The 20,518-nt window shown below is 37.5% G+C and carries 19 protein-coding genes; 11 read left to right on the top strand and 8 right to left on the bottom strand.

Annotation, left to right across the window (positions count from 1 at the left end):
• Positions 1 to 5 precede the first annotated feature (5 nt).
• Positions 6 to 1,415 (bottom strand): NADH-quinone oxidoreductase subunit A, encoded by a 1,410-nt coding sequence (locus tag NF867_RS17150; RefSeq protein ID WP_252589623.1) that lies wholly within the window; start codon positions 1,413 to 1,415, stop codon positions 6 to 8.
• 135 nt (positions 1,416 to 1,550) lie between these two features.
• Here NF867_RS17150 and NF867_RS17145 point away from each other — a divergent pair, with 135 nt between their 5' ends.
• Complete coding sequence (locus NF867_RS17145) at positions 1,551 to 2,774, top strand: BaiN/RdsA family NAD(P)/FAD-dependent oxidoreductase (RefSeq protein WP_252589622.1); 1,224 nt, start codon at positions 1,551 to 1,553, stop codon at positions 2,772 to 2,774.
• A gap of 96 nt (positions 2,775 to 2,870) precedes the next feature.
• Here the strand turns inward: NF867_RS17145 and NF867_RS17140 are convergent, their stop codons facing one another.
• On the bottom strand, positions 2,871 to 3,743 hold the full coding sequence (locus tag NF867_RS17140; protein ID WP_252589621.1) for a TraB/GumN family protein: 873 nt from the start codon (positions 3,741 to 3,743) through the stop codon (positions 2,871 to 2,873).
• A gap of 77 nt (positions 3,744 to 3,820) precedes the next feature.
• Between NF867_RS17140 and NF867_RS17135 the strand changes: the two genes are divergently transcribed.
• The 6 genes from NF867_RS17135 (at position 3,821) to NF867_RS17110 (ending at position 11,010) form a co-directional block, all read left to right on the top strand.
• Positions 3,821 to 4,504, top strand: coding sequence for a TatD family hydrolase (locus NF867_RS17135; protein ID WP_252589620.1), 684 nt, complete (start codon positions 3,821 to 3,823; stop codon positions 4,502 to 4,504).
• 42 nt (positions 4,505 to 4,546) lie between these two features.
• On the top strand, positions 4,547 to 5,269 hold the full coding sequence (locus NF867_RS17130; protein WP_252589619.1) for a tRNA threonylcarbamoyladenosine dehydratase: 723 nt from the start codon (positions 4,547 to 4,549) through the stop codon (positions 5,267 to 5,269).
• A gap of 167 nt (positions 5,270 to 5,436) precedes the next feature.
• On the top strand, positions 5,437 to 5,799 hold the full coding sequence (locus tag NF867_RS17125) for a cupin domain-containing protein (RefSeq protein WP_252589618.1): 363 nt from the start codon (positions 5,437 to 5,439) through the stop codon (positions 5,797 to 5,799).
• 263 nt (positions 5,800 to 6,062) lie between these two features.
• Entirely contained in the window at positions 6,063 to 8,099 is a 2,037-nt protein-coding gene (dpp5, locus tag NF867_RS17120; protein ID WP_252589617.1) for a dipeptidyl-peptidase Dpp5, read from the top strand.
• 255 nt (positions 8,100 to 8,354) lie between these two features.
• Positions 8,355 to 10,388, top strand: coding sequence for a M13 family metallopeptidase (locus tag NF867_RS17115; RefSeq protein WP_252589616.1), 2,034 nt, complete (start codon positions 8,355 to 8,357; stop codon positions 10,386 to 10,388).
• A 124-nt stretch (positions 10,389 to 10,512) separates the two neighbouring features.
• A complete protein-coding gene (locus tag NF867_RS17110) occupies positions 10,513 to 11,010 on the top strand; it encodes a DUF4399 domain-containing protein (protein ID WP_252589615.1) in 498 nt (165 codons plus the stop codon).
• Between the two features lie 58 nt (positions 11,011 to 11,068).
• Here the strand turns inward: NF867_RS17110 and NF867_RS17105 are convergent, their stop codons facing one another.
• The 5 genes from NF867_RS17105 to NF867_RS17085 form a co-directional block, all read right to left on the bottom strand.
• A complete protein-coding gene (locus NF867_RS17105; protein ID WP_252589614.1) occupies positions 11,069 to 12,121 on the bottom strand; it encodes a nucleoid-associated protein in 1,053 nt (350 codons plus the stop codon).
• Positions 12,122 to 12,258: 137 nt separating this feature from the next.
• Positions 12,259 to 12,714, bottom strand: a complete 456-nt coding sequence (locus NF867_RS17100) for a DinB family protein (protein WP_252589613.1) — start codon at positions 12,712 to 12,714, stop codon at positions 12,259 to 12,261.
• A 57-nt stretch (positions 12,715 to 12,771) separates the two neighbouring features.
• Positions 12,772 to 14,184 (bottom strand): carbohydrate porin, encoded by a 1,413-nt coding sequence (locus NF867_RS17095; protein WP_252589612.1) that lies wholly within the window; start codon positions 14,182 to 14,184, stop codon positions 12,772 to 12,774.
• A gap of 119 nt (positions 14,185 to 14,303) precedes the next feature.
• Positions 14,304 to 15,170: a hypothetical protein gene (locus NF867_RS17090; RefSeq protein WP_252589611.1), complete on the bottom strand. Its 867-nt coding sequence runs from the start codon at positions 15,168 to 15,170 to the stop codon at positions 14,304 to 14,306.
• 237 nt (positions 15,171 to 15,407) lie between these two features.
• Positions 15,408 to 16,280 carry a hypothetical protein gene (locus NF867_RS17085; RefSeq protein WP_252589610.1) on the bottom strand — a complete coding sequence of 291 codons (873 nt, stop codon included), beginning with the start codon at positions 16,278 to 16,280 and terminating at the stop codon, positions 15,408 to 15,410.
• Positions 16,281 to 16,456: 176 nt separating this feature from the next.
• On the opposite strand from NF867_RS17085, the gene NF867_RS17080 reads away from it, so the two are divergent.
• The 3 genes from NF867_RS17080 to NF867_RS17070 all read left to right on the top strand — a co-directional run bounded on the left by NF867_RS17080 (position 16,457) and on the right by NF867_RS17070 (position 18,901).
• Entirely contained in the window at positions 16,457 to 17,602 is a 1,146-nt protein-coding gene (locus NF867_RS17080; RefSeq protein ID WP_252589609.1) for a trans-sulfuration enzyme family protein, read from the top strand.
• Between the two features lie 90 nt (positions 17,603 to 17,692).
• On the top strand, positions 17,693 to 17,992 hold the full coding sequence (locus NF867_RS17075; RefSeq protein ID WP_252589608.1) for a YbaB/EbfC family nucleoid-associated protein: 300 nt from the start codon (positions 17,693 to 17,695) through the stop codon (positions 17,990 to 17,992).
• A gap of 138 nt (positions 17,993 to 18,130) precedes the next feature.
• Complete coding sequence (locus NF867_RS17070; RefSeq protein ID WP_252589607.1) at positions 18,131 to 18,901, top strand: TIGR02757 family protein; 771 nt, start codon at positions 18,131 to 18,133, stop codon at positions 18,899 to 18,901.
• 158 nt (positions 18,902 to 19,059) lie between these two features.
• Here NF867_RS17070 and NF867_RS17065 read toward each other — a convergent pair whose 3' ends face one another.
• Positions 19,060 to 19,614 (bottom strand): cupin domain-containing protein, encoded by a 555-nt coding sequence (locus NF867_RS17065; RefSeq protein WP_252589606.1) that lies wholly within the window; start codon positions 19,612 to 19,614, stop codon positions 19,060 to 19,062.
• Positions 19,615 to 19,717: 103 nt separating this feature from the next.
• Here NF867_RS17065 and NF867_RS17060 point away from each other — a divergent pair, with 103 nt between their 5' ends.
• Positions 19,718 to 20,227: a YdeI/OmpD-associated family protein gene (locus NF867_RS17060; RefSeq protein WP_252589605.1), complete on the top strand. Its 510-nt coding sequence runs from the start codon at positions 19,718 to 19,720 to the stop codon at positions 20,225 to 20,227.
• Positions 20,228 to 20,518: the final 291 nt, after the last annotated feature.

Raw genomic sequence — 20,518 nt, 5'->3', positions numbered from 1 at the left:
AATGTTTAGTTATTATCTTCTTTATTTTTCTTTATTGCAGCTGCACTAAAACGTGGTTTATAAGCACCCGTCGGTTTAACTTCCTCGGAAGGTGTTGTTAATTGTTCAACCAACTCTTCTTCTTTTTTTTCAGCCCCATTCTCCTCTTTGTACTTGTCGCCATTAACTGTATCCGTAGAATCATCCGACTGTTTTTTAGTCAGTTGAGGTTTAAACTTAGGCTTGTAAGGTGCTGCAGGTTTAACTTCTTTAACTTCTAGGTTTTCCGATTTCGCACTTACATCTTCTGCCTGTTCTCCTTCATTTGGCTCGTTTTGCTTTTTAACCAATTGAGGCTTAAACTTAGGCTTATAAGGAGCTGCAGGCTTATCTTCTTTAACTTCTACGTTTTCCGATTTTGCACTTATGTCTTCAGTTTGTTCTCCTTCATTTGACTCCTGTTTTTTGACTAACTGAGGTTTAAACTTGGGTTTGTAGGCAGGTTTTGGTGTCTCTTCTATTGGTTGAGTATCTTCAGTTGAAACTGTAGAATTCTCACTTTTTTCAACTACGCGTGGTTTAAACTTAGGAATATAAGCTTGCTTAGGTTCTGGATTATTTACCTCGGTAGTAGCTTTGGAGTCTTCTTCCTTTTCCTTTTCACTCTTCGCAAGTTGAGGCTTAAACTTAGGGGTATATGCTTTTTTCTCTACGTTTTGATTCGCATCACCATTATCAGTAACTGTATTTTCAGTTTTATCTGTAGGAGCTGCTGATCTTGGTTTGAATTTTGGCTTTTCCTGATGTTCTGCTTTTTCGCTCGTGTTCTCAACCAATGTTTCTGCGTTGGCTTCTTTTTCAGCCTTTGCTTTCATGAAGAACAATTTGCGTTCTGATATTTTTTCAGTTGATTGTTCCGGAACAGCTATTTCTGGAGAGATAATCTGAAATGGTTTGATGGTATAAACCGTATTGTTAATTTGTTGATATAAACTTGTTGGGACTTTAACATCTACTGCTGGAATTACAGGTTGTGGCTTTATCCACTCCAAGTCGCCCTTTTTCCAAACATATAAAAGACCAACCAGTAAGATTGCGATAAAGATGGTCATTTCGAAGAAACTCAACCAACCCCAAGCCGGTGCCGCAGCAATAAGTTCTTTATTGCCAAATACTGTTGACCAGGGGAACAGGAATACCAATTCAACATCAAATAACAAGAACACTAACGCAATTACATAAAATCGCATGTTAAATTGAATCCATGAACTTCCGGTAGGCTCTTCACCACATTCATAGGTAGTTAACTTCTCAGGATTAGGTTTATTCGGACTAATTAACTTCGACATGAAGAGTGTAACTAATACAAATCCGGTTCCTAAAACAAGGAACAGTAATATCGATCCGAATGCTGATATTTGCGTGCTTTGAGGCATATAACAAAGTTAAGTTATAAACACGAGAAAAACAGCTTGAGTTTTAATAAAACCAGTTTAATTGAGGGTTTAAGTAGATTACTATTGTTCGCCTTTAAATAGTATTAGTTAACAATCTGATTTTAGGATATTTATATGTTGTCGTCTTGGGCAAAGGAGAATAATAATCTGGATGCAATTATTTTAGGAGCTGGTGCTTGTGGTTTAATGTGTGCTGTCCAGGCAGGTTATTTAGGGAAAAAAGTACTGCTTTTAGAAAGAAATGCTAAACCAGGTGCCAAGATTTTAATTTCCGGAGGGGGGCGGTGTAACTACACGAATCTCTTTGCTTCGCATCAAAACTTCATATCAGAAAACGAACATTTTAGTAAGTCGGCATTTGCCCAGTGGACCGTTCAGGATACGATCTCTTTTTTTGAAATGTTTGGTATTTACGGTCAGGAGAAAACGCTTGGTCAATTATTCCCTACAACCAATAATGCCAAAGACATAGTAAAGGTTTTCACTGATTTATGCCTCGATTTAGATCAGCAAATTATTTGTAATGTAGAAGTGCAACAGGTTAGATCAAATGGAAGCGGGTTTGAACTGAAGGTGAAAGATCTGTCCAATGACAAGATACATACTTTATTGGCACCTAAAGTGGTAGTTGCCACTGGTGGCTTGCCAATTCCCAAAATGGGGGCTACCGACTTTGCATTGCGTTTGGCGCGTCAGTTTAACCTAAAACTTACTCAAACGGCACCGGCATTGGTACCACTAACCGTAACTGGTAAAGATCACGAGTGGTATGAACAGCTATCGGGTACCAGTATATTTAGCCGGGTTTCTAATGATAAAATAAGTTTTGAAGAAAATATCCTTTTTACACATTGGGGACTAAGCGGACCTGCAATTTTGCAGATCTCGTCATATTGGCGACCCGGTGAAAAAATAGAAATTGACTTATTACCAGGAAATCAAATTATAGAATTAATTGAGCAGGAGCGTCAGTCAACGGGCAAGAAATTATTGGCTTCATTTCTGGAGAAGTTTTACTCTCGAAAATTTGTGGATGCATTACAAAAGTATCTCCCAATAGATAAAAACCTGGCCTCGTTATCAAAAGCTGAACTGCAAAATATTGAAGATCTGATTCATCGATTTACGGTCAAGCCAGCTGGTGATAAAGGCTATGATAAGGCCGAAGTAATGCGTGGAGGCATTGATACAAATGAACTTTCATCTAAAACGCTTGAATGCAAAAAAGTCGCGGGCTTATATTTCGGGGGCGAATGTGTTGATGTTACTGGTTGGTTAGGCGGCTATAACTTTCAGTGGGCCTGGGCCTCTGGTTATGTAATTGCTCAGAATATTTAAGTTGATCTATTGTTGAATTGTAAAATGGATAAATTGTTTTAATGATAACGTTCTCAGTATGACAATAAAACAGTTTAACAATTTACACCCGACAATTCAATTCACCGCTTCAACCGTATAACCTTGCTTACGCAATAAGTTTATAACACCTGATTCACCGGCCAAATGTCCGGCTCCAACAGCAAAGAAAGTAGACTGTTTAGCGGCAATATTTTTAATTAGCTCAATCCAGTTTTTGTTTCTGCTATAAATTAAAGCTTCATTCTCGTTTTCTGATGTTCCAAATTCAGGGTCGTCTGATAGTTTTTGCAAACCTTCAATATCTTGGTTTTTATAGGCAGCAATCATCTTATTAAAGTACTCCTTATACTTCGCATAGCTATTGATCGATTTAACCAGATCCTCTGCCTGCTTATCTAAAGGTATTTGGTCGATAAAGCTCATTTGTTGGGGAATGGTTTCAAGTCCTTTAACTTCTTTTTTCTGAGCTTTAGCCATTTCAACAAATGTTTGTTCATATGATTTGGTTGAACACCCGTCCATCATTTTAATTAGTACAAATGAGTATAGGAGCAAGGGCTTTGTATTCTTAAATAAGTCGATGTTTACTCCAAGCGAGTCTTTAAAAAAGCTTCCAACCGTTCGATAGTCTTCGGGCTTTAAAACTGACTGCAAGTTTTGATCATTAGGCATATTCATGTAGCGCTGCATGTCAGCCATCATATTAGGATCGTCCATATCAATCTCTAAATATATTTGAGATGTCTTTTTGAACGATTCCTCTACAGGATTGCTCAGTAAAAAATCTTTTTCACAAATTATATGAATGGTGCCATAGAGGTAAGAGGGTTCAGTAATTCCATTTCCTGATATTTTCCATAGTAATGATTTGGCCTGTTGCGAAAACCCTTGTGCAGCAAACGTTAAAAGCAGAAAACAACTTAAAAGCAGCGATTTTAAATTACTCATTTCAATTTATTTGAGATGAAAGATGCTTAATTGAGTTAAGTATTCAAAAAAGAAAATTTATGATTTACATTTGAAATATGCCTGAAAGACCACTGGAATCAGATTTTATTAATATTCATACTCATTTTAAACCGAAATCTGGAGAATGGGTTTTGCGTAATGCGTTTCATTGCCTTTCTCCGGAAAGCATTCAAACGATGAACTACGCCGTTTCAGTGGGTGTTCATCCATGGCATGTCGAAAAGGTAAATTGGGATGCTTTTTATTTCAGATTAAACGAAAGTCTGAAACTACCAAACGTATTAGCAGTAGGTGAGATCGGGCTTGATAGAGCCATTCAAACACCAATTGAAATTCAGCAAAAATATTTCGAATCACAGCTTGTCTTTGCCAATCGGTTTAATAAACCTGTTATCATTCACGCGGTGCGGACCTATACTGAATTTGTTCCTTATTTAAAAGAAAGCTCCGTGCCTTTTATTTTCCATCATTTTGCGGGCAACGAGCAAGAGTTACTTCAACTGATGAAGCATAACACCTATTTTTCCTTCGGGAAATTATTATTCACAGCTACCAAAATGATCGACATTTTTAAAAATATACCCATTAATCGTTTATTTCTGGAAACAGACACAGCTCCCATTTCAATTCAGCAGGTTTACGAAAAAGCTGCTGAACTAAAGAATATGAAAGTTATAGACTTAAAAGAGAATGTTTTTCATAATTTTGCGGCCGTTTTTAGAACATCAACATTAAAGTAAAATCGGTGTTATCGTAAGGTAATCATCGAAATCAATTAAAAAATGGAAGTACCTTACTGGATGAGCCGCACTAACCTTTTGTTAGGCGAAGAAAAAATTGAAAAACTTGTTAACGCACACGTATTAGTGGTGGGCTTAGGCGGAGTAGGTGGCATTTGCGCCGAAATGATCGCCCGTTCGGGTGTTGGCAAAATGACCATTGTTGATGCTGATACAGTAGATCCCAGTAACCGAAATCGTCAGATTCCAGCTACAAAAAGTACTGAAGGGAAATTAAAGGCTGAAGTTTTAGCTGACCGTATAAAGGATATTAACCCTGAAATTGAATTAACCGTTCTTTGTGAATATTTACGGGATGAGCGCATGTTCGAAGTGCTTGATAGTGGTCAATTTGATTATGCGGTTGATTGCATTGATACGCTGGCTCCCAAGTTGTTTTTTATTAAAGGCTGTAAAGACCGAAATATTCCCTTGGTAAGCTCCATGGGTGCAGGAGGTAAGGTTGATCCAACTCGAGTTCGTGTAGTAGATTTATTTGAAACCTTTAACTGTACACTTTCTAAACACGTACGTAAACGTTTACGTCAAATGGGAGTTAAAGAAAAAGTAACAGTTGTTTGGTCTCCTGAAGATATCGACCATTCTCGCGTTGTACCTATGCAGGGTACTAACAAAAGTTCTATTATCGGAACGATCTCATATATGCCGGCTGTATTTGGTTGTACCGTTGCATCTGTAGTGATTAGGGATTTGTATAATAGATAAGGAGCTGATGGCTATTAGCGGTTGGCTTTTAGATTATTAAGTTAAAGATGTAAATAGTAAGCAGGGAACAGTTAAAAAGTTAATGAAGAATAGTAATAAAGTCTTAAATTAACAGCTAATAACCTATAGCTATGAGCGCTAATACCTAATCCCTAATCAACAACTATATGCCTACGTTAATAAAAAATCCATCGGTAATTGAAGCCGCAGGTAACAAACCTAAAATTATCAAAGAATATATAGGAAGAGTCAATTCTAAAACTGCTGCGGTAAGTGTTGCCAAAATGGAAAGCCCATCAGGATGGGTTGAGCCCGGGCAAACACCTGAATTTGATGAATATACCCTTGTTTTGAAAGGAACGGTACGGGTTACAACCAAAGATGGTGTTCTAGATGTTAATGCCGGAGAGGCAATTATTGTCCACAAAGGAGAATGGGTACAATACAGCAGTCCCGGACCTGAAGGAGCCGAATATGTTGCTATTTGCTTGCCGGCTTTTTCAATGGAAACTGTTCATAGAGACGAATAAATTTAAAGACAAATACTTGCGGCTGGTTCAAAAGTGAACTTTGCCCATTTTGAGTCAGGTTGAGCGGAGTCGAAACCTCATTAAAAAAAGGCTACTGCTTCTTCGACTTCGCTTTGGTCGACCAAATGGCGTTGTTAAAACTATTCTTTCTTTTGATTGAAAATCGCTATTTGATTGCTTTTAACCAGCAATTCGAATGAAATTATTCAGTATTCCTCATAACCCCCTAATTCTTATCTTCGCATAATCTTTTTGAAAATCTTATGAAGAAATTTTTAATAGCTGTGGCTTTGCTCGCTTCATCGCAAGTAATGGCTCAGAACCAATTAACTCCCGAGTTATTAATGAAACTTGGCAGAGTTTCAGAACCACGTGTTTCTCCGGATGGTAAATCAGTTATTTACAATGTCAGAAACATGGACATTGCAGCCAATAAAGGCAATTCAGATGTTTTTATTGTTGATATTACTGGAGCCAATGCGAAACCTATTGCGAACGAAGCGGCAAATGAAGTGAGCGCAAAATGGAGACCTGATGGTAAAAAAATCGGTTATATTAAAGATGACCAGATTTGGGAAATGAACCCTGACGGTTCCGGTAAAGCACAGGTTAGTAATGTCGATGGTGGTGTTTCAGGGTTTGGTTATTCACCTAAAATGGGCTATATCTGGTATCTTTCAGATGTTAAATTAGATAAAAATCCTGCTGAATTATATCCAGATCTGCCTAAAGTAGAAGGCGCAAGAATCATTGATGGTTTATTCTATCGCCATTGGACCGCATGGCATGACTATGCTTATAGCCACATCTTCATCGCAAATTATTCGGATGGTAAAATCAGTAATGCAAAAGACCTGATGCCGAATGAGCGCTTTGATGCTCCATTGCAACCAAATGGAGGTGAAGAACAATTTGCGTTTAGCGCCGATGATAAAAAGGTAGCCTATACCTGTCGCAAGTTGAATGGGACTGCAGAAGCATTAAGTACCAACTCTGATATTTACGTTTACGATGTAATCGGTGGAACTACAGAAAATGTTAGCGAGTTCAATAAGGGTTACGATACCAACCCTCGTTTTTCGCCAGATGGTAAGAAAATGCTTTGGTTAAGCATGGAACGTGATGGGTATGAAGCTGACAAAAACCGCATTCTTGTTTATGATGTGGCAACAAAAGCTCATAATGAGGTTACTAAAAACTTTGATAACAGTTCTTCAAAAGCTGAGTGGGACATGGATAGCCAGCGCATTTACTTTATTGCCGGAATTAGCGCTACGGAACAAATCATGCTGTTCGATCCCAAGTTAAGGTCAATGAGTCAGGTTGTTCCATTAACTGATGTTGTTGCCGATATTACTGATTTCGACTTTACTTATGTAAACAAAAAACCGGTTATGGTAGCAGCAATGATGAATATTTCGCTTCCAACCGAAGTGTTTACTGTTGAAGTAGGGAAAAAACAGCTTAAGCAAATTTCAAATGTTAATACGGGAGTTCTTTCAACCCTAAAAATGGGTAAAGTTGAAAAACGAATGGTAAAAACCACCGATGGTAAAGACATGCTTGTTTGGGTTATTTTGCCACCTGATTTCGATCCTACCAAAAAATACCCAACCTTATTATATTGCCAGGGCGGTCCACAAAGTACAGTAAGTCAGTTTTTCTCCTATCGTTGGAATTTCCAGTTGATGGCAGCAAACGGCTATATAGTTGTGGCGCCTAACCGCCGTGGGCTTCCTTCATTTGGCCAGCAATGGAACGAAGAGATTTCAGGAGATTGGGGTGGTCAGTGTATGCGCGATTATTTAAGTGCGATTGATGATGTAGCTAAAGAAAGCTATGTAAATAAAGATCGATTAGGTGCTGTAGGAGCTAGTTTTGGCGGTTATTCGGTTTATTGGTTGGCGGGTCATCATGAAAAACGTTTCAAAGCGTTTATCGCTCATTGTGGTGTTTTTGATCTTGAATCAATGTACGGTACTACCGAAGAAACTTGGTTCCCGAATTTCGATATGGGGGGCCCTTATTGGAAGAGCCCACAGCCGAAATCGTATGAGCAGTTTTCACCGCATAAATTTGTTCAAAATTGGGATACACCGATGTTGGTAATTCATAATGAGAAAGATTTTCGAGTGCCACTTGGGCAAGGAATGGAAGCTTTTGCTGCGGCTCAGCTTCAAAATATTCCAAGCCGTTTCCTGTATTTTCCAGATGAAGGTCACTGGATCACCAAGCCTCAAAACAGTATTTTGTGGAACCGCGTGTTCTTCGACTGGCTTGATACCTATTTAAAGAAATAACTCCTTTATGTTATAGAAGAGCTCCTGATGTCACTATCAGGAGCTCTCTTTTTTATGTCAAATGATTACTCTGCTTATTTTCGGGGCTTTGCCACGTAAAACGCTAAAATCTATTTGATCGCAGTTTTATAAAAACAAGTTCTATAAAATCGATATATCGGTTTTAATCTATAGTTGGGTAAATCGGAATAAAAATTAAGTATTAATTACTAAAATGATATATTGGTTGCGTTTTATTGATAAGATATAAGCTATATGAAGAAAAGAAAATTTGTTTGGTATGTGTTGATTATGAGTTCAATAGCGACGGTGTCGCAGGCTCAAACATCTTCACGGAAATTCATCGACAGGGCAAATATGGATGAATCTGTTAGTCCTCGTGAGAACTTCTATCAATACGCCAATGGGGGATGGCTAAAAAACAATCCCATTCCGCTAACTGAAACGCGTTGGGGAAGTTTTAATGAATTAATTTCGAATACCAATCAAATTTTAAAAGGTATTTTAAAAGAGGCTGCCGATAAAAACGCCACTTATGGCAGTAATAGTCAATTGGTGGGTGATTTTTTTGCAAGCGGAATGGATAGCCTGGAGATTGAAAGTGCAGGCGTTTCTCCAACCAATAGCTTATTCAGTGATATAAAAAGCATTAATACAACCAAAGATTTATTGAATGAAATTACAAGTTTGCATAAATCGGGGATTGATGCTGCTTTTAACTTTGTGATTTACCAGGATGATAAACAAAGCTCACAAGTTATTGCCCAATTGTCGCAGGGTGGTTTAGGCTTACCTGATCGTGATTATTATTTTAATATGGATGATCGAAGCAGTAATATACGAACCGAGTATCAGAAGCACTTGGTGAATATGTTCAAGATTTTTGGCGATGATAAAAAAACAGCAAATAAAAATGCTGAGGCGGTAATTAAGCTTGAAACTGCCTTAGCCGGTGCTTCAATGACTCGTGTTGAACAAAGAAATCCGAATAAGATTTACCATAAATTAAGTCTTGCTGAGCTTCAGAAAATAACACCTTTAATTTTTTGGAAGGAAACCTTAAACGATTTTACCGGGCAGGATATTAAAGAGGTGCTTGTTCGCCAACCTGAGTTTTTTAAAGAGTTTGATCGTCAGTTGGTGGCTACACCTTTAAATGAGTGGAAAGCTTATTTAAAGTGGAACGTTATCAGAGCTGCCGCTCCTTATTTACATTCTATAGCTGTAAATGAAAATTTTAACTTTTACGGCAAAGTATTAACAGGTCAGAAAAATTTAAAACCTCGTGCCGATAGGGTTTCTGTTGTTGTTGACAATTCAATGGGAGAGGTTTTGGGACGTATGTATGTTTCCAGATACTTTAAACCTGAGGCTAAAACCCGAATGCTGGAGCTAATTAAGAATCTTACCGTTACTTATGAAGATCGTATCAAACGTTTGGATTGGATGAGCGATGAAACCAAGCAAAAAGCGTTAACAAAGCTGCATGCTTTTATACGTAAAATTGGTTATCCCGATGTGTGGAAAGATTATTCTTCAGTTCATATTAGTCGTACATCTTATTTCGGTAATGTTTTAGAATGCAATAAATACGATTACAACTTTATGCTCGATAAGTTGGGCAAACCTGTTGACAAGGCCGAATGGGGTATGAGTGCACCAACCATTAATGCCTATTACAATCCGGTAGTCAATGAAATTGTTTTCCCTGCAGGAATTCTTCAGTCACCTTTCTTTGATTTTAATGCCGATGATGCTGTTAACTATGGTGGAATTGGATGTGCAATTGGCCATGAAATGACTCATGGTTTTGATGATCAGGGTCGTCAGTATGATGCTGAAGGTAATTTAAATGATTGGTGGACAAAAAATGATGCAGATCGATTTAAAGAACGCGCATATAAGGTGGTTGAACAATATAATAGTTATACCGTTTTAAATGGAACAATGAATGTAAATGGTCAGCTTACATTGGGTGAGAACCTTGCTGATTTTGGCGGTATTAATATCGCTTTTGAGGCATTTAAAAAGACACCTCAGGCCATGAAAGGAGAGATGATCGATGGTTTTACTCCAGAACAGCGGTTTTTTCTTTCTTGGGCACAAATTTGGAGAGCTAATATCCGTGATGAAGCACAAGCTCAACGTATAGTTACCGACCCACATTCACCGGGAATGTATCGTTGCAATGGACCGGTAAGTAATATGCCAGAGTTTTACGAAGCATTTAATGTTCGACAGGGAGACCCTATGTGGCGAAAACCTGCTGAGAGAGCCGTAATCTGGTAATAAATAAGATTGAAAAAGTAATAAGGCGCTCCTGGTGGGCGCCTTGTTTCTTTTCGTGCTTTGTGTGTAAATTATTAACTATCTTTTGTTTAACTTCAATTATTAATCTATAAATCCTTTAACTATGAAAATTAAATGGTTATTATTTGCCCTTTCTACTATTTTTTTAACTTCCTGTGGAGGTGGCAAAAAACCTTCATCAACAGAATCTACAGATACGATGCACACTGATTCAATGCATCATATGCCAAGTACTGAAGTGAAAACCGATACTACCGTTATTAAAGAAGGTCAGGAGGTTTATTTTGTGAATTTGAAAGACGGAGAAACGGTTAAGAGTCCGTTTAAAGTGGAGATGGGGGTAAAAGGAATGACTGTTGAACCTATAGGTCAAATTCATCCCGATAAAGGGCATCATCACATTATTGTTGATGGAAGCTTTATTCCGGCTGGAACAACGGTTCCTGCTGATTCAACACACATCCATTTTGGAAAAGGTCAAACCGAAACTGAACTTAAATTGGCACCAGGTTCACATACCTTAACACTTCAATTTGCTGATGGCATGCATGCCTCCTACGGAGTGAGAATGAGCAAAACAATTACAGTGGAAGTGAAATAAAGGAACTTAAACAAAACCTAGAAAGCCGTTTTGACTATACAAAACGGCTTTCTAGGTTTTATGCTTCTTCTTTAAAGAAAAGCTTGTAATAATTTAGACCGGTGGCATCATCGAAGCCTTTCTCGATCATATCAGCACGGCCATGGATATAAACATGGAAATTCTTATCGAGCTTTAATATACTTTTAAAAATTTTAGACTGCTTTTTAAAGGCCTGGTTAGAGATTTCAAAGCTATCGGGTAAAGAAAGCTCGTGGTTGGTTTCGAACTGTGACTTAAACTCTTTAAATGTTTCTATAACTGCAGGCTGCAGAATCACTTCTTCGGTAAATTCATCGAAATCGAAACGTTCTTTCTCCTTAAAATAATTGGCTGATTTATTCAGCAGATCAATCTGATCAGCACGGCTCACATCAAAGCTCTCTGTTAATTTTGTATTGATGAAAGAAGTACACAGATCAACATAGTTTTCGGTTTGTAAATAGGTGTCTTCCCTACGTTTTACTTTCAGGAAATCATCCTTCCAATAAACAGCTTCGTTTTGCTTGCTCAACGCATCAATAATGCTTACCCGATAGCCGTTTTCTTTGTCGATATTAAAGATCAGACAACCTTTATCGAGCTTGCTGATGTTTATACCATCTTCATAATTAACCTCATAGTTGTCATCATGCAGATAAACTTTTAAATAAGTTTCCTTCGTTTCCGACTTGAAAATACCAATAGCCTCAACTTCTTCTCCATCAATTAAACATTTATTGAAATAGGCTATATAAAGCTCACCGCCTTTAATTTTGGGGTGGGATGATGAATCGTGTAAGTGTTTAGCTATGTGAAATGATTGCTCCTGAAAAGTGCTTTTATCTTCAAAAATGCGTGAAATATAAACGTAGATGTCGTTTAAAGCAATTTCAACAGCATGGTATAAATGATAATATTCACCGTTATTAGCAAAAGGGTGGATAAAATAATTCAGTAATAACCGGCTAATATCTTCATTACTTAAATCAATAGGCGCCTTTGAAAATACTAATGGTTCATCTTTACTTGGATTTCCTACTTTATGAATTGTTAAATATTGAAGATCATTGACGTCGGCAACGTGTATCATTTACTAATTTTAGATTTATAGAGGTACAAAGGTAGAATTTAATCACACTAATGAATGATAGGCTAAACAATGAATAGATAATCCATTGCATTTTACCTTCAGCAATCTAAAATTCTACTTCTTAATTCTAAAATCCATTAAGGATTTCGGGAAAATACAATGAAATCGGTATTTGGCAACGGTTCAATCAATCCTTTTATTGAGTCGATGATTTGCCCCCGATGGTAATTTGAATGGCCAAGTAAGTGTGTGAGAATATCAACCATCGGAGAGTCGAATTGTTCACCTTTTGAATTTTTATAATGAAAAGGCACAGTAAGGTCATCATCCTGAATGGTCAAAAAAAAGTGGCTCCACTCTTCATTATTCTTTTTAAACAGTTCTTCACTTTGTTCTAAATCATACAAAAGCCAAAACTTGTCGGTAGTGCTTTTCTTTAAAATCCGATGCAACCATTCTCTTTGGGCAATAAGTAAATGGGCAAGTAATAACAATGATCTGTCTGGTGGTGTGTCTAATTTTTTTAATGTTTCAATGATACGGCCATTTGCCCAGTTTTCATATTCATATAGACGTTGGAAGTATGCTTTCATATATAATAATAGCTAAGGTCTTTAAATTTATCAACTTAAACCATCAAACCAAAAGAATTAGTAAAGCCACCATTCGGCTTTTACGCCAACATAATGTCCCCATGATTTATTTCCAATCTGTTGAAGATATGGAGAATATAAATTGTCACGGGCAAAATCATTGTAATGCGCAACTGTGTAAACAAATCGGAGGTGAGGTCTCGCCCAGGGATCACGCTTACCTGTTGGTACCAAAGTTGGAATAATGCCAAATTTTACCATTTGAGCAGCATCCTGACTACCATCTTTTCTCGATGCAAAGCTCAATTCATTCATTAAATGAAACCAATCGGTTATATAAACAAATGTGCGTACTCCAATACCCAAATCGGTTTTTCTATTAAAAACCTCTCGACCCATGTAATCGGGGGCCTTATTTAAGCTATCTGCGGCTCCGTGGCTTTTTGTATAAATACCGTAACCGTTTATACTAAAGCGATTTGAAAGATTAAATAGAAAATGCTCTACGAAAGCCCAGGAATAGGCATCGGTGAATTTTTGACTATTAAAATTAGGCGCTCCGTATGTTAACCAGGTTTTAGAACCGCCACCATCACCGCCATTGGCAATGCCTGCACCATATCGTATTGCTAACTGATTAAATGAGCCAGGAAGGGCAGTATTTATACTTGCTATATGTTTTAGTCCTAGCACCCAGCCATTATCTGCCGGATAGTTGAATGGCGTATTTTCATCTTCAATCGTTGCATCGGCCAATGCATGGTATTCACCCAATGCCTTTAGCGTATTTTTATCGTTTAATTTAAATTCATGTTCAGCAACTAATACTGTTCTTTGGCGCAAGCCTAAGGTTGGGGTTCCATTTACAATGTTTAGGTAGAAATAGGGAGGGAGTGAACTGGTTGTATCAACGCTTCCGGGGAATAAGACAGAAAATGAGGTGTTTTTATATTTCACTCCAAAGCCTTGGGATGAATGATCGTCGAAAAAAAAATGATCAGCTATATGAACGTCGTTTGAACGCAATAAACGTGCTCCGATCCATGCCGACCATTCACTACCCATAATATTGTTTGCTTCAGCATAAATTTCAGGCAGAGAAAAAGTAATACCTCCAAAGCTATTGCTGGTAACATTACCAATAAATTGCCCCTGCGCAGTATACACAGCTAACCGCGTTTGAATGTTTATATTGGTTTTTTTATCGTTTATTTTAGGACTGAAATGCATTGCGGTGATCATTTCTAAATAGTCCATTTCTTCCAATCTTCCACCAATGCTACCCATTCCGTTTAGGTTTAACGATCGGCCTAAACTTCCTTTTATTGCAGGTGCAAAGCCTACGCCCACACGTCCATATCCTCCAAATGAAAACATTTTATTGGTTACAGTTTGCGAAAATGATTGTTGAGGGGCAAATGTTAATAAGGTAAGTAGAAGATAACCTGATAATAATAGAGATTTATTCATGTTAGTAGAGCGTTATTACTTTAAATATAAATAAATAATAATTCGGAAACTATTATCAGGTACAAAAAAAGCGCCTTACTGATTGCAGTAAGGCGCTTTTTTATATGTTCTAAAACAGATTATTTATGAAGGGTAATCTCTGCAGATTTATCTCCAATAGTTACAACAGCTTTATTATCGATTGTTCCATCGCCATAATCTAAAGTTACAGTAGGATGAGCATCAGATGAAACTTCAATAACTCCTGAAACAATCCAACGAGAAATTACAGGTTTTTTAAGTTCAGTAGTAATAGTTGCAGTAAATGAAACGCCTTTTCTGTTAGTTCCTGATGAAGAACCTGTTACTGTTACGTAGTCGTCAATAGGGGTAATGGTTCCTTTTGTAAAGTATGAAACAGTTCTGGTGGCACTCCAGGTAAATGATTTTCCTTCTTCATTTACGCGTGCGCGTTCAACTTTTACGTTGTATGAAAAACTATTGGTTACATTGTTATAACCGTTACTGGTTAATATTTTCGTGCCTTTAACCTGAATACCATTAACATAGTAATCCTGCATATCAATTCTTAGTTCAGCACCGCTTACCCACCAATGATTTGAAAGCACTCCTACGATTTTACCTTTACGTACTATACCGTTTTTATCAACAGTTCCAGTACCAAAATCAATGGTAATGGTTTTGGGAAACACATCGTAACCTGCTGGAGAAATAGTAACAATGCCACTCGTTTTACGTTTATCTTCTTCAGTGGCAACTGTTTCAACAGTCATATTCTTAGATGAGTTAGAGGATATAGCCAATTGATCCATCGTTACCATATTGAACTGATCAATTACATCATTAGATAGAGCATCAGCCTCCTGATTGTCAACAGCTGTAACTTGTTCTGCCTCAGGTTCAACAGCCTCGTTCTTTTTACATGCTGTAAACGTTAAAGCAACTGCACTCGCAATAATTAATGTTTTAGTGGTGATAAGTTTCATAATTATTTATGGTTAGTTTTCTTGTTCTGACTTGATGTCGTTTAAATAGTTTAACGAGCAATTGAAAAAATCGTTACATTTTATGAAATATTGTTTAATTTGTTAACTAATAATTTGATAATCAATTATTAATAATTAGTGAAAGCCAAGTGCTAATTAATTGTTTGGCTGTAAAAAAACAAAAAAACGTCCCGAAATAATCCAGGACGCTATAAACACTTATGAATAAAAAAAACGCTACAAATCTAGTTGCTTAGTCACACCATTTATCGTTAATGTGGCCTTGCTATCACAGTCGCCATTGCCATAATCCATCACACACAATGAAATATTATTTGTTTTCAATTCAACTGTTCCTTCACAAAGCCATGCGCAAAATGCTTTTTTCTTAAGCGCCTTGGTGATTTTCTCCGAGAAGAAATTTCCTTTACTATCAGAACCTTGTCCCCAACCGGTGATCGAATAGTAATCATCAAAAATATTTAGTGGGGTTTTGTTATTGCACCATACGATTTCTTTTTTGCAGGCCCATTTTTCTACGCATTCGCAATGAATTTTGGTTCCTTCACATTCTAAACTGAATTTCAGATATCCCTCTTTAGTTGTACCTGTTGAAGAGATTTTGCAAAAACCATCAAATTTGGTATCTCCGCACCAGTAGTCTTCAAAAGTAATGCTTACGCTACAGCCTTTTGTTAACCATGCTTTATCGTAAGAAAGAATAATCTTACCCTTGCGCAGTTTTTTGGTTTTAGGATCATCACAACCTCCAGCACCATAATCTAAGACTACTTTTTTAGGCCATTTAAATGGTGCTGATTCAATTTTAACTTTCGCACATGAAAAATCATCTAAATGACCAAGAATGTCATCCCCAAAACCTTCAGTTGATTTAGTAGAAACACTTTCTCCTCTTATTTCAGGAAAACTGTGAGAAATTAAATTGATTTGCTCAAACAAATCGGCAGTAATAACGTCATTCTTAGCAACGCCGTTCATACTTTCTTCAACGTTTAAGCTTTCGGGTTTCTGTTCTTCCTTTTTACAGGATGTAAATGTTAAGCCTATCATGCCTAGCATGATTAGGGACTTTAGTGAGAATACTCTCATTGAGCGTAATTAAATTAAGTTGATTAGGTGATTAAAATGAATAGTTTTTCTTTCTTTTGCGTATTAAATAAATGCTTATTAATAAAACATAACAGATTGATATTAAGCGCTAATCAAATTAATTGCCAAAATATCAAAGGTTTTAACAATAGATTAAATTCATCAATTTTTACGATATGAAATTCGGTACAAAAGCCATTCATGCAGGCGTTTTCCCTGATCCAACAACGGGAGCGATCATGACCCCAATTTTTCAAACTTCAACTTATGTGCAGGAAGCTCCTGGAAATCATAAGGGTTATGAATATGCACGTACACAAAACCCTACACGTGCGCAGTTACAGGATAATTTAGCAGCGCTTGAAAATGCTAAGCATGGTTTCTGTTTCAGTACCGGAATGGGGTCGATTGATACCCTGATGAAATTATTTAATCCGGGTGATGAAATTATATGTACCAATGATTTATACGGGGGGACTTACCGCATTTTTACTAAAGTATATCAGAATTTAGGATTGAAATTTCATTTCATCGGGATGGAAGAGGTGGCTAACATCGAAAACTATATCAATTCAAATACTAAAATGATCTGGATTGAAACGCCAACTAATCCTACGCTTAAGATCATTGATATTGCAGGAGCGGCGGCAATAGCTAAAAAGCATAATATTTTATTAGGGGTCGACAATACTTTTGCATCGGCTTATTTGCAAAATCCAATTGATTTGGGTGCTGATATTGTAATGCATTCACTAACTAAATACATGTCGGGTCACTCGGATGTGGTAATGGGGGCTTTATTGGTAAACGATGATAAACTGGCCGAACGTATTGCGTTTTATCAAAACGCTTGTGGTGCTACACCAGGCCCTCAGGATTGTTTTTTGGTATTGAGAGGGATCAAAACCTTACATTTACGTATGCAACGCCATTCTGAAAACGGAAAAGCAATTGCTCATTACTTAAGAAATCATCCTAAGGTTGATAAGATCTACTGGCCGGGTTTTGAAGACCATGCGAATCATGATATTGCTAAGAAACAAATGCGCGATTTCGGCGGAATGATGTCGTTTTCATTAAAAGGCGATAAAATGGATGACGCATTGAAAATTTTAAGCGGAACTCATTTGTTCTCACTTGCTGAATCATTAGGCGGTGTGGAATCATTAATTGGCCATCCTGCTTCAATGACCCATGCTTCTATACCTCGTGAAGAGCGCTTGAAAAGCGGTGTAACCGATACCCTTATTCGCTTAAGTGTGGGAGTAGAAGATGTTGAAGATCTGATTGCTGATTTAGAGCAAGCACTGGCGGCAGTTTAATTTAGTCCATAGACCATAGTCCATGGTTAGTAGTTAGAGAGAATGTACTTTAACTATTAACTAATTACTAAAATACTAATTACTAAAACTATGTTAGGCAATTTATTTGAAGCGAAGAAAAAGGCGGAAGAGATCAAAAATCGCCTTGAATACATTACTGTTACCGGGGAAGTTGAAAATGGGGCAGTTGTGGCTACTTGTAACGGTAACCGTAAGTTAATGGATGTTAAAATTAACCCAAGCGTTTTCAACGTTCGTGATAGGGAAGAAGTGGAAGAGTTGATAACTGTTGCGGTAAACAGAGCTTTGGAACAAGCCGATCAGTTAATGGCTGCTGAAATGAAATCGATTATGCCAAATATTCCGGGCTTAGGAAATTTAGGGTTTTAATAATATTGAGGATTCAGGGTTACGTATTGCGAGTTATTAGTTACGGGTTAATTAAATTGTTCTGTACAACTCATAACCCGAAACACGTAACTCGTAATCCAAGATCCAAGATCCGAAACCCGAAACTCATAATTCGTAATGCTACTAGATTTAAAGTCCTTCCTCGACTCAAAAGTTGAACAATACAATCAGCCCGGATTTATTAAAAACGATCCTATTTGTATTCCGCATCAGTTCACTAAAAAGCAGGATATTGAAATCATGGGTTTTTGGGCTTCAATGCTTGCCTGGGGACAACGTATTACCATCATCAATAAATGTAATGAACTGATCGAGCTAATGGATGGCGCTCCTCATCAGTTTATTACTCAACACGAAGAAAAAGATTTAAAACGATTTCTTCATTTTAAGCACCGCACCTTTAATGCAACCGACACCCTTTATTTTATAGAGTTTTTCAAGAACCATTATCTAAACTTTGAAAGTTTGGAAGATGCATTTTTGCCAGGCTCTGAACCTGAAAACCTTTCTATAGAAAATGCTTTAAATACTTTCCAAAAGCATTTTTTCTCTTTACCTGATTATCCTCATAGAACCCGAAAGCATGTTACCAGTCCGAATAATAAATCCACTTGTAAACGATTGAATATGTTTTTACGCTGGATGGTGCGCAAAGATGTTAAGGGAGTTGACTTTGGTATTTGGAATACCTTACAAATGAAAGATCTGCTTTGCCCTCTTGATTTGCATGTTGAGCGTGTGGCACGAAAACTAGGACTCATTGAACGCAAACAAGTCGACTGGCAAACAACACTTGAGTTAAGTAATAATCTACGCCTGTTAGACAAAAATGACCCGGTTAAGTACGATTTTGCCTTGTTCGGTTTGGGGATCGAAGAGAAATTTTAGAATGTATTAATTACGAGTTTTGAGTTGCGGGTTGAATGGCTGTGCCTTCGACTACGCTCAGGCAGACTGTAAGGTCGGTTAGATAATTCATCGATCGTCACGCTGAGCGGAGTCGAAGCGTTTTTTTTTTGATTTACCCCAATCTTTCCATTTAACTTCTACTTTGTCACCGGTTCTGGTGCATTCTTAAATTTTTTATACTTTCCCAGCATCAGACCAAGCCTATAAGTTATTGGAATAATTACTTTTTTAACAAATTTGGGTATTTCAGTGGTGTCGTATTCTGTTGAATAGCGAGTCATAAGGTAGGCGGCATCAAAAGTCTCCGGCCTTCCACTGCCTGATTTGTTTTGGGCAGCATATATAGCTGATAAGTAGAAAACAATTGTATTTGCCGGCTTTATCCAACCTTTGCAATTAAGGGTATCATCGCCTGCGTTCCAAAAACGATGGGGCGTACCACGCTTAAAAAGAACCGTCTCGCCTTCATTGGCATATTTTTTCTCCTGCCCATAAATTTGATAACCGATCTTTCCTTTTACTACCGTTAAAGATTCATCTTGTAACCAATGAGTATGCATTATTGGGCCACTTCCAGGGACAACAAAATTTTCAACAATCAGCCGATCTCCATCAGCCTCCTGTTGTACCTCTTGAAAGATTATTTTCTCTCCAATGCAATTTTCAATTGTGTGCGGATAGATTATTTCCATGACATGTTTAGTTAGTGTAGATTTATGATCTTAAATTTACGATTGAATTTGAGATAGATGATAACTTTATTTCTAAAATCTAATATCAAAAATCTAAAATCACTTGGTCATCTTCGAAGGCATCATTTTTAAATTTAAACAAAAAGGCGAAAAAACCGGCTGGACGTATATCGATGTCCCTTTGTATCTGGCTAATGAAATTAAACCCGGAAACAGGAGGGAAATTCGTGTAAGGGGGAGGTTAGATAATTTACCGGTGTCAGGCATGGTGCTTTTCCCGATTGGCGAGGGCAACTTCATATTAACGTTAAACGCTGCTTTACGCAAAAGGCTGGGAAAGTCCGAAGGAGCGATGATTCATGTGGAGCTGGAGGAAGATGTCGATTTCAAGATCGAAGTTCCCGAAGACCTTTATGAATGCCTTTGTGATGAGCCTGAAGCCATTCAGCATTTCGAAACCTTCAATAAATCAAACCAAAACTATTTCATTAACTGGATCAACAGCGCAAAAACAGAACCTACACGAGCCAAACGAATTGCTAAAACGGTGAGTGCCATGTTGAACAAATGGGATTTTGGTTTAATGATGCGCGATGGCAAACCGCGTGAGTAATTTTAATATGTTGAGCGATTTAATGACCAAATCGTCATCATGAATACCAATTCTTATAGAAAAAATGTGCTCAATTGAGCGTGGCTTCGACTCCGCTCAGCCTGACATTACATAGGTCATCTTGAGTGCGTAGATGAAGTGCAGTCGCGTTGAGCGTAGTCGAAACGTAGTCAAGGTAAGCCCGGCTTAGACTCTTCTCTGCCTCACATACATTTGGTCATCTTGAGTGTGTAGACGAAGTGCAGTCACGTTGAGCGTAGTCGAAACGCAGCATTTAAAAACCAATTTACC

Source organism: Solitalea agri, assembly GCF_023914155.1.
In the GTDB taxonomy this organism is placed as follows: domain Bacteria; phylum Bacteroidota; class Bacteroidia; order Sphingobacteriales; family Sphingobacteriaceae; genus Solitalea; species Solitalea agri.
This window is presented reverse-complemented; position numbering and strand designations above follow the sequence as displayed.

Excerpts from the sequence above, each read along its gene's own strand:
- NF867_RS17150 (WP_252589623.1), bottom strand. The coding sequence starts at position 1,415 with ATGCCTCAAAGCACGCAAATATCAGCATTCGGATCGATATTACTGTTC.
- NF867_RS17145 (WP_252589622.1), top strand. The coding sequence starts at position 1,551 with ATGTTGTCGTCTTGGGCAAAGGAGAATAATAATCTGGATGCAATTATT.
- NF867_RS17140 (WP_252589621.1), bottom strand. The coding sequence starts at position 3,743 with ATGAGTAATTTAAAATCGCTGCTTTTAAGTTGTTTTCTGCTTTTAACG.
- NF867_RS17135 (WP_252589620.1), top strand. The coding sequence starts at position 3,821 with ATGCCTGAAAGACCACTGGAATCAGATTTTATTAATATTCATACTCAT.
- NF867_RS17130 (WP_252589619.1), top strand. The coding sequence starts at position 4,547 with ATGGAAGTACCTTACTGGATGAGCCGCACTAACCTTTTGTTAGGCGAA.
- NF867_RS17125 (WP_252589618.1), top strand. The coding sequence starts at position 5,437 with ATGCCTACGTTAATAAAAAATCCATCGGTAATTGAAGCCGCAGGTAAC.
- dpp5 (WP_252589617.1), top strand. The coding sequence starts at position 6,063 with ATGAAGAAATTTTTAATAGCTGTGGCTTTGCTCGCTTCATCGCAAGTA.
- NF867_RS17115 (WP_252589616.1), top strand. The coding sequence starts at position 8,355 with ATGAAGAAAAGAAAATTTGTTTGGTATGTGTTGATTATGAGTTCAATA.
- NF867_RS17110 (WP_252589615.1), top strand. The coding sequence starts at position 10,513 with ATGAAAATTAAATGGTTATTATTTGCCCTTTCTACTATTTTTTTAACT.
- NF867_RS17105 (WP_252589614.1), bottom strand. The coding sequence starts at position 12,121 with ATGATACACGTTGCCGACGTCAATGATCTTCAATATTTAACAATTCAT.
- NF867_RS17100 (WP_252589613.1), bottom strand. The coding sequence starts at position 12,714 with ATGAAAGCATACTTCCAACGTCTATATGAATATGAAAACTGGGCAAAT.
- NF867_RS17095 (WP_252589612.1), bottom strand. The coding sequence starts at position 14,184 with ATGAATAAATCTCTATTATTATCAGGTTATCTTCTACTTACCTTATTA.
- NF867_RS17090 (WP_252589611.1), bottom strand. The coding sequence starts at position 15,170 with ATGAAACTTATCACCACTAAAACATTAATTATTGCGAGTGCAGTTGCT.
- NF867_RS17085 (WP_252589610.1), bottom strand. The coding sequence starts at position 16,280 with ATGAGAGTATTCTCACTAAAGTCCCTAATCATGCTAGGCATGATAGGC.
- NF867_RS17080 (WP_252589609.1), top strand. The coding sequence starts at position 16,457 with ATGAAATTCGGTACAAAAGCCATTCATGCAGGCGTTTTCCCTGATCCA.
- NF867_RS17075 (WP_252589608.1), top strand. The coding sequence starts at position 17,693 with ATGTTAGGCAATTTATTTGAAGCGAAGAAAAAGGCGGAAGAGATCAAA.
- NF867_RS17070 (WP_252589607.1), top strand. The coding sequence starts at position 18,131 with ATGCTACTAGATTTAAAGTCCTTCCTCGACTCAAAAGTTGAACAATAC.
- NF867_RS17065 (WP_252589606.1), bottom strand. The coding sequence starts at position 19,614 with ATGGAAATAATCTATCCGCACACAATTGAAAATTGCATTGGAGAGAAA.